An 8,884-nucleotide genomic window follows, 5' to 3' on the forward strand; every position below is an offset into this window, starting at 1 on the left:
CCGCATTGCCAGAGGAGGTTTTTAGCGATGAGCCACTCAAAACGCCGCCAAGAAGCTGCATGGAAGGGTCGTAAACAAGCTCAACATCCACCACATGGTAAGGTGAAAGCCCTGGCCGAATTCGCCAGCGAGTACGATGCGGAAAACAAGTAGTACGGATTCCCCCTCTCCTCCCACACGTTAGAGGGACCAACACAAAGAGCCCGTTGACCTATTTCTAAGGAAATAAGATCTTCGGGTTCTTTGTGTTGGTAAATGTGCGAGAGCTATGGAATCTTCCCTACGCTTCCTCCCATGCTGTTACTCGATAGAATCGACTAAAGGATGATGGCAGCGGCTTTTCCTGACTAACCCCTCCCTCAAACTTCCGCTATGCGATGGTATCTGGGGCTCACTGTAACGGTCCCTTTACAAGGCAGCAACTCATCGGAGTGTTGAAAGGAATTGTAGGCAATATGTATGCCTGTAACTCTTTTCATTAAGCATCAGTGTATACCTCGGCAATCAGTGTATCTTCTTATCTAAATCAGGCGGAACCCGGTGATGGGTAGCTTGTTCGAAGCCGTAGGCGATTTGGATCAAAGTAGGTTCACTGAAGGCTCTGCCTGAAAAAACGACACCAAATGGCCCCTTGGTCGAGTCTCCATCTGCATCAATAACTCCGTGTATGACGTATCCGGCTGGAACCGAAATCAACGGGTAGCCCAATCGCGCCGCGATATACAGGCCATCCACATCACCAGGGAGCAAGAGCGCATCCAAGTCGTCTTTGTCTAGTGCATAGTCAATTCCTTGCTGGAGAGGCAGTTCCTTGTAGGCTTGTATCTTCTGCAGATAGGTTTCCTCCGTCAAGGTCGTTTCTTGTGATCGAACGAGTGTGTCCTGCCCGAATTTCAAGGCTGCCTCTGCGTGGTTGTGGTTATAAGCAATCAGCTCTTCCAAAGAATGAACAGGTATGGATTCAGCTAGTTGCGATAAATAGGCATTCAAGCCTTTTTTAAATTCATAAGTAATCGCATCATTGTTCCAGTTTTGCTGTTCCACGTGTAAGATAACCGGATCTATGATCGTTGCGCCTTCATTTCTCAACGTTGCAATAGCCGCTTCCATAATGGCAAGTCTTTCTTCGTCCAAATGTTGATAATAATGCCGCGGAATACCGATCCTGGCCTGACGTAAGAAACTCGCATCTAAAAACGGTGTGTAGTCTTGTAAAGTGACTTTTCCGCTCGCTAATGTAGCCGAATCCTCGCTGTCAGTGCCCGTTAATGCCCCTAACAAAATAACAGCATCCTTAACTGTCCTAGCTATCGGCCCAGGGGTATCCTGAGAGCCTGATATCGGGATAATCCCCGTACGACTCACTAGACCAACCGTAGGCTTGATCCCCACTACAAGATGCTGACTGGCTGGCCCAACAATAGAACCCGCTGTCTCTGTCCCTATCGAAGCAGCACCTAAATTGGCTGCCACTGCCGCCGCCGAACCTGAGCTAGAACCGCTAACGAACATTTCCCCAGGTCCATAAGGGTTAAGCACTTGCCCGCCACGTGAACTATACCCTGCGGGCATGGAGCTGGACATAAAATTCGACCATTCGGACATATTCGTTTTCCCTAGCAGAACGGCACCTGCAGCGCGCAGTTTGGCGGCTACGAATGAGTCCTTTGCCGCATACGAATCAGCTAACGCAATCGAGCCAGCACTCGTATGCATGTTATCGTGTGTATCGATATTATCTTTTAGAAGAATGGGTATTCCGTGTAAGTCCCCGCGGCTCCCTGTTTCCTTACGTTCTTCATCTAAGTCCTTTGCGATTTGTATCGCGTCGGGATTGATTTCTAAGATCGTATTGCATGTAGTATCATACTTATCAATTCGCTCTAGGTATACACGAACAAGCTCCTCTGAGGTTACTGAACCTGCCCCCATGGCCGCTTGCATACTTGCTATGTCTGCTTCAATGATCCAATCCTTTAGATGCTTAATCACTCGATCGACTCCCTACTGCCTACTTGGGTTACTTGTTGTATCCAACTTACCACAAGCTGGGATAGGCATATATAGAAAGATTAACTATAGTTGAATTAGGCGGTGATTCCATTTTATTCTCCCTAGACTCCATGCAGCTCACGAATACGCCAGGCAGCCCGCATATGATGTTTGGCATGTCCGGCCATCATTTTCAGCAATTGCGCAACAGTTTCTTCCCTATTCGTCGTCCGTATAGTACGGTCTAATGCATCTGGAAGATGGTTGCACAACCCGATAATGTGCTGCCTTGTCGCTTGAAATAGCAGAACCTCGGCAGCGATAGGCCGCTGTGCATAGTGGAGTCCCCGATGCCAGTCATCGGGTTGAAATGAATTCCCCGTGTACATCCGCCCCGATTCGGCGAGTGCGAATTTCACTTTATGCATCGAGATTAGCTCCAAATCGATCACATGCAGCACATGCTCACGAATCGACCACTTGTCGAGGACTTCACGTAAGTTCAGCTGCGCATCGGATAAGCCGTCTATTGCTCGATGTAACTCTTCCACGCCTGCTTCATACATCTCCATAATCTCGATATGAGTTGGGAACAGCTCTTCCCAGTAGACCAGTGTACACCCATCAATCGTCGGAACATGGCGTTCACGAATATGTTCTGCATCCTGGCTCCCTATGGCCTGTTGGAAGCCTCTGGCGAGCAAGTTCGACTCCACATCAGCTACAGATGCTACACCGATGTAAACAAGGCTTCCAGCTTGTGCTGCGCTGTAATTCGGTCTTAACCAACGGTTCAGAGTCCCATTCGCTTCACAACCCTCCACGACCAGAACAGCCTCATCTGCTGTATCACCAATATGCAGCAGTGCCGCACGGCCTCCCTCGTCCCGCTCAAGTAACTCCCAGCCTAGCTGGCCCCCATAAAAGGCTATCGACGCCTCCATATGGCTCACACGGAGCAATAATCTAGCCCGACCTTGCTGCTTCATCTGCCCTGCCTCCATTTCCGCACACAAAAATACGCTCCGTCTTTACTTCGACGGAGCGTACTTCCAAACCTACTTCTTGGCCGCTTGGTAGGCCTCGATATATTGTGCAGCCTTCTTAGCTACAAGGCTGTAGTTTCCTGATTTGACCGCTTCGCTGGTCAAATCGGAGCCGATGCCGACGGCAACTGCGCCGGCCTGAATCCACTCGCCGAGGTTGCTCAGCGAAACCCCGCCCGTAGGCATAATGTTCGCCTGTGGCAGCGGACCTTTAATGGCCTTAATCATCGCCGGTGAGTACAGATTACCCGGGAACAGCTTCACGATATCCACGCCAAGCTCTAGCGCGGTTTGAATATCAGCGATGGTCATGCACCCTGGCATGATCGGCACGCGATACCGGTTACACAGTGTAACCGTGTTAGGGTTCAAAGACGGGCCGACAACGAACTCGGCCCCGCTAAGGATCGCGGCACGCGCCGTTTCGGGGTCAAGGGCGGTGCCCACCCCGATAATCGCGTACTTGGACGCGTCCTTCGCTGTGCTCGAGTAGCGCTTCGCAAGCTCCTCGATCGCGCGCAGCGCGAAAGGCACAGTCATCGTGACTTCGATGACTTTGATACCGCCGGCGATCGCTTGATCCGCCATTTCGACGACTTCTTCTGGTGTTTCACCGCGTAGGACGGCAACGACGCCCTCATTTGTTATTTGCTGAAGTAATTGAAGTTTTTTCACAATTAATCGTCCCTTCTATGTGTAAGCCTGTATGAGATATTGTTTCGTATCGTGTTCTGTGCTATTAACGTTCTATATGTTTAATGTTGTTAAGTACCGCTTCCACTTGCTCCCATGTTGGAGCGCCTTCCCAGTCGCCTTCAGTCTGCACGATCATCGAGCCCACCAAATTCCCAATGCGAACTGCCTTAGGGTACTCATACGCCTTCAGCACGCCTACCAAAAAGCCCGCACAAAACCCATCCCCCGCACCCACGGTATCAATGACATGCTCTGCTTTGAAGTAAGGCACGGTTGTAATCGTATCCGCTGTCACGACATAGGTCACATCTTCTCCACCTTTGACGATGGAAACGGCCGATAATTCGCGCAGCTTGCTCACAATGACATCCCAGTCTTCGGTTTGGTACAGCAGCTTCAGCTCATCTAAGCCTGGTAAGAAAATATCAGACAGCTTCGCCAGTTCGAGCAACACAGGACGAGCTTCTTCAATACTCCATAGCTTCAAGCGCAGATTCGGGTCAAAGCTAACCTTCACGCCATGCTTGCGAGCTAAGCGAACAGCTTCAAAAGCTGCTTCTCTACACGACTCACTAAGCGCCGGTGTGATACCGGTAATATGCAAAATTTTAGCCCCAGCAATGTAAGCTTCATCCAAATGTTTCGGGTTCATCTGACTTGCTGCGGAGTTTTTGCGATAGTAGTAAACGGACGTTTTGCCCATTAGCACTTCACGCATCATGAGTCCTGTTGGTGCATCGGCAGTCAATTCCGCACGGGAAACATCGACACCTTCACCACGGATTTTTTTGAAAATCATACGACCTAACGGGTCCTTACCCAGTCTACCAAACCAACCTACATGACCGCCAAGACGCGAAATGCCGATCGCTACATTGCTCTCTGCACCGCCAAACAGGCTATGCAGCTCTGAAGAGTACTCCAGGCCCTTACCACCTGAAGGCATAAGCAGTGCCATTGTTTCTCCAAACGTAATAATATCTGGTCCTGATCCTGTATTTAACGACATAGAAGCACTCCATCCATTCCGATCACGACTCGCGTGTCCCGTTAATTGAAACGTTTAAATAAATGAGATATCTCATATTATAGTGGATTTGAACGGATTTCACCAGACTTTTACGACGGACCGCCCCAGTTCCAAATAGAGGAAAAAACCTCTTGCATGGTCATTCCTTAAGGAACAACCCTGCAAGAGGTGGATTTCTACTCTAGAACCCCGTCGCCTCAGCCACTGCGAGCTCCTTTTGAAGCTCCTCGTGAATATGTCCATTCGTCGCCATCACGTTCCGAACGCCCAAATGGTAAGGCTTGCCTTCTGTATCTGTCACACGGCCGCCTGACTCTGTAATGAGCAAGGCACCTGCTGCAATGTCCCAGGCATTGAGGCCGATTTCCCAAAAGCCGCTAAGCCGCCCAGCAGCCACGTATGCCAAATGCAGCGCTGCGGAGCCTGCCACACGGATGTTACGTACTTTCGGCGAGAGCGCCTGAACACCTTTCAGGTTAATAGGCAGCGCCCCATCACGATCAGCTGGGAATCCAGTAGCGATTAAACTGGTAAGCAGCGTCTCCTCTTCGGAGACCTCTGTCTTCTTGCCGTGCATGTAGGCACCCTTCCCCTTCTCAGCAACGAATAATTCGTCGCGTGATGGGTCATATACCACACCTACGATGACTTCACCTTTATGCGCCAAGGCAATCGACACGGAGAAGAACGGAAAACCATGAACGAAGTTCGTTGTGCCATCAATTGGATCTACGATCCAGAGATACTCCTCATCGCTCATTTCTTGCAATGCTTTGGCTGACGCCTCCGGACCTGGCTCTACACCTTCCTCGCCAAGGATGGAATGGTTAGGGAAATGAGTCATAATCAAATTACGAATTAACTTTTCCGATCCTTTATCCACCTCGGTCACGAGGTCTTGAGCAGAGAATTTCGTCCCTACATGATTAATGTCTCCAAGCTTGGTTTTGATCCACTGCCCTGCCTTAGCTGCCGTATTAATAGCTACAGCTGTAAAACTTTTGCTACCCACAACGAAAGTTTCCGTCCCACCATGTACCATATATATCAACTCTTTCTTTTCATTAATTTAGATAATACGTTAAGTATAGTAAATTATACGTTTCTAATACTAGTGCGTTTCATCCTAATTTATTCGTACATTTTCACATTGGCACGGAAATAAACAAAAAAAACCCGCATCGGCCCAAAGACCGTTCGGATTTTCTTCTTTTTGATCTATGAAAATAAAGCCTTCTATATACCAACGATATGGTATCCGCCGTCTACATAAATAACTTCGCCTGTGATACCACGGGACAAATTACTCATAAGGAACATCGCCGTATCGCCAACTTCAGCTGTATCTGTTGTTTTACGAAGTGGAGCTTTCTCTTCGACTTGACGCAAGATGGAGTTGAAATCCTTGATCCCTTTGGCAGCCAACGTACGGATCGGACCTGCTGAGATGCCGTTTACGCGAATACCGAATTGGCCAAGATCTGCCGCAAGGTAACGAACGCTAGCTTCAAGCGCAGCTTTGGCGACGCCCATCACGTTGTAGTTCTTCATAGCGCGCTCTGCGCCAAGGTACGTCATCGTCATGATGCTTCCGCCTTCTGTCATCAGCGGGTAAATTCGTTTGGATACGGCCACTAAGGAGTAAGCACTGATGTCATGTGCAAGTGCGAAACCATCGCGTGATGTATCCACGAACAGCCCGTCCAATTCTTCTGTTTTGGCAAAAGCAATACTATGTACAAGCCCGTGCACGACTCCAAACTTCTCTTTGAGTGCAGAAGCTAAGGTATCAATTTCTGCATCTACAGTTACGTTGCATGGCATCAAAGTAGAGCCTGGGATCGTATCAGCAAGCTTGCGTACGCGTTCCTCAACGCGCTCGTTTTCGAACGTGAACACCAAATTAGCGCCTTGTGCGGCTAAAGATTGTGCAATGGCCCAAGCGATACTGCGGTCATTAGCAACACCCATTACTAGTATATTTTTTCCGTTTAATAATTGACTCATGGTTCGTAGAAGCCCCTCTCACAATGGCATGGTTAGGTTAGTCGTCCATCTCTTCCAAAGTACCCCATTTTGTCCAACAATTCAAGAAAAATATGGGATTAGAGCTGCAGCGACGCTTCATCCAGGGCTGTGACGCCCTCTTGTCCCTTGAGGTCCTCCATTAGTTTGAATAGGGCGCTATCCTTCATCTTCGCTTCGATCATGATATCGAGTTTCGGCGTGATGGGGGCAATGGCTTTCAGGAAGGTATATAAGGGACCTGCCTCCACATAGTCGGCATGACTTCTTGGCTCTGTTTCGCCTTTGGGGCTGGAAACGTGAATCTTGGGAGGGAGCGAGGCCGAGGCCTCATCCAAATGCAAGCGAGCGCGCGCCAGCCAGGTCTCCTGAATGCGCGGCCACAGCTGGACAGCATCTTCGCCATGGTTGTTGACCGCATGATGATGCACATCCAATACCATGGGAGCACCGACTTCCTCGGCAATCTCGAGCGTCTCTAGGGCGTTGAAGGTTTTGTCATCATTCTCGAGGGTGATTCGTCGTTGAATAGGCATACGCATGGCGGTGAAGTTGTGGACAAATCGCTTAGCTGCCTTGGCTTTGTCCCCGTAAGCCCCTCCAACGTGAATGTTGCACATCGCTTCCATCCCAAGCCCCATCGCGTTCAGCATGGCGGAGTGGCGCTCCAAGTCTTCGACTGATTTCTGGAGCACATCCTTCCTCGGCGTGCTGAGTACGGTGAAATGATCGGGATGGAAGCTAACACGCATGTTATTCTGCTTCGCGTAGCTGCCTAGCTCCTCGAATTCTGCCGATAAGGCAGGGATCGGATCCCAGTCACCTAGCATTTCATGGCCAATCAGCGGGATAAATCGAGAAGAAAACCGAAACACCATGATGTCATGCGCACGATTATGTTTGAGCAAACGAAGCGTATTATGTAAGTTCTCAGCTCCGATGCGCTGCAACTTGCGAATGGCTGCCTCGCGATCGAGCAGCTTGCTGAAGTTCGTCGCCGTCATCGTCTTGGACGGGGACGCATTCTTTACCACAGTGGACATGGCTACGTATCCTAGGCGAATGAGCATGTTCGTTAACCTCCAGGTTTCTCACTATTAGATTACCCTAGCGAATAGATGCACATACAAACAGGCCCTTCGACGTTCAAGAACGTCATAAGGGCCTGTTTACTAATTTGAGTTCCGATTAATGCTCGTATTTAATCTCGATACGGGCAAGTATGCCAGCTGGGTTGCCTCGGCTTCGGTTTGCATTGGATGGGGAGTTAAAACCAGCAATTACAATATCATTTTCACCTTCGTTAAGGAAAGGCTCAATGTGGAATGTTCTTCCTGGGTTGTAAAATGCTAAAGTATCCTGTGGTGGATCGATAACCACTGGCACTCCGTTAATAAGCACGATGGCATAGTTATCAACGGACAGGAATAACGTAGCTTTCTTAATTCTCTTTTTCCAGTCAACTTTGAAAGTTTTGGCTACAACTGCTGCTGGCCCATAGGGATCATTCTCCCCCCAGACGTAAGATTCACCTGCTTGCGGTTGCACCCATGCCCGATTAGTTTCGATTTCAAGTGCGTTCACCCAACTGCCGTCAGTACTAATAATAGTTGTGTGTTTTTTCATGTATAATCACTTCCTTTCTATTAGGATAAGTTATTATATGAACCTAATAATCTATTCGAAAGGGACAAACGAAACCGTATAAACATACAATTGCAGATAGAGGGCCCTCTGCTGCGCTGGCGGGAGCGCTTTAAGGCCCAAAACGGGCCTTTTCCCGCGGCTCGGCGGCCTGGGGCACAGCAATAGCCCCCATTTTGGGGCGCTATTTACGGTTTTTGCCCTCTGCTGCGCTGGAGGGCAGCGCTTTAAGGCCCAAAACGGGCCTTATCCTGCGGCTCAGCGGCCTGGGCACAGCAATAGCGCCCTTTTGGGGCGCTATTTGCGGTTTTTGCCCTCTGTGCGCTGGCGGGCAGCGCCTTAAGGCCCAAAATGTATCTGAGTCAATAGAGTGGACACAAAAAAGAGCTAAGAAATCAGTTTCTGTTGCTTGTAAAACTGCGATTCAAACTTGTCTGGGGACAAATAGCCG

9 protein-coding genes are annotated in these 8,884 nt (G+C 49.3%); 1 reads left to right on the forward strand and 8 read right to left on the reverse strand.

The window, feature by feature from the left end:
* Positions 1-27: 27 nt before the first annotated feature.
* Complete coding sequence (locus tag ASG89_RS37850) at positions 28-153, forward strand: DUF6254 family protein (RefSeq protein WP_235549887.1); 126 nt, start codon at positions 28-30, stop codon at positions 151-153.
* Positions 154-504: 351 nt separating this feature from the next.
* Here the strand turns inward: ASG89_RS37850 and ASG89_RS22870 are convergent, their stop codons facing one another.
* The 8 genes from ASG89_RS22870 to ASG89_RS22905 form a co-directional block, all read right to left on the reverse strand.
* Positions 505-1,992 carry an amidase family protein gene (locus ASG89_RS22870; protein WP_157276772.1) on the reverse strand — a complete coding sequence of 496 codons (1,488 nt, stop codon included), beginning with the start codon at positions 1,990-1,992 and terminating at the stop codon, positions 505-507.
* Between the two features lie 122 nt (positions 1,993-2,114).
* On the reverse strand, positions 2,115-2,981 hold the full coding sequence (locus tag ASG89_RS22875; protein WP_057313372.1) for a DinB family protein: 867 nt from the start codon (positions 2,979-2,981) through the stop codon (positions 2,115-2,117).
* A gap of 69 nt (positions 2,982-3,050) precedes the next feature.
* Entirely contained in the window at positions 3,051-3,713 is a 663-nt protein-coding gene (locus ASG89_RS22880; protein ID WP_057313373.1) for a bifunctional 2-keto-4-hydroxyglutarate aldolase/2-keto-3-deoxy-6-phosphogluconate aldolase, read from the reverse strand.
* A gap of 64 nt (positions 3,714-3,777) precedes the next feature.
* Positions 3,778-4,743, reverse strand: a complete 966-nt coding sequence (locus tag ASG89_RS22885; RefSeq protein ID WP_057313374.1) for a sugar kinase — start codon at positions 4,741-4,743, stop codon at positions 3,778-3,780.
* Positions 4,744-4,945: 202 nt separating this feature from the next.
* A complete protein-coding gene (locus ASG89_RS22890) occupies positions 4,946-5,806 on the reverse strand; it encodes an inositol monophosphatase family protein (RefSeq protein ID WP_057313375.1) in 861 nt (286 codons plus the stop codon).
* A 194-nt stretch (positions 5,807-6,000) separates the two neighbouring features.
* Positions 6,001-6,771 (reverse strand): enoyl-ACP reductase FabI, encoded by a 771-nt coding sequence (gene fabI / locus ASG89_RS22895; RefSeq protein ID WP_028555353.1) that lies wholly within the window; start codon positions 6,769-6,771, stop codon positions 6,001-6,003.
* A gap of 98 nt (positions 6,772-6,869) precedes the next feature.
* Complete coding sequence (gene uvsE, locus ASG89_RS22900; protein WP_057313376.1) at positions 6,870-7,859, reverse strand: UV DNA damage repair endonuclease UvsE; 990 nt, start codon at positions 7,857-7,859, stop codon at positions 6,870-6,872.
* A 118-nt stretch (positions 7,860-7,977) separates the two neighbouring features.
* A complete protein-coding gene (locus ASG89_RS22905; RefSeq protein WP_057313377.1) occupies positions 7,978-8,415 on the reverse strand; it encodes a hypothetical protein in 438 nt (145 codons plus the stop codon).
* Positions 8,416-8,884: the final 469 nt, after the last annotated feature.

Source organism: Paenibacillus sp. Soil766 (assembly GCF_001428105.1).
Taxonomy (GTDB): Bacteria; Bacillota; Bacilli; order Paenibacillales; family NBRC-103111; genus Paenibacillus_E.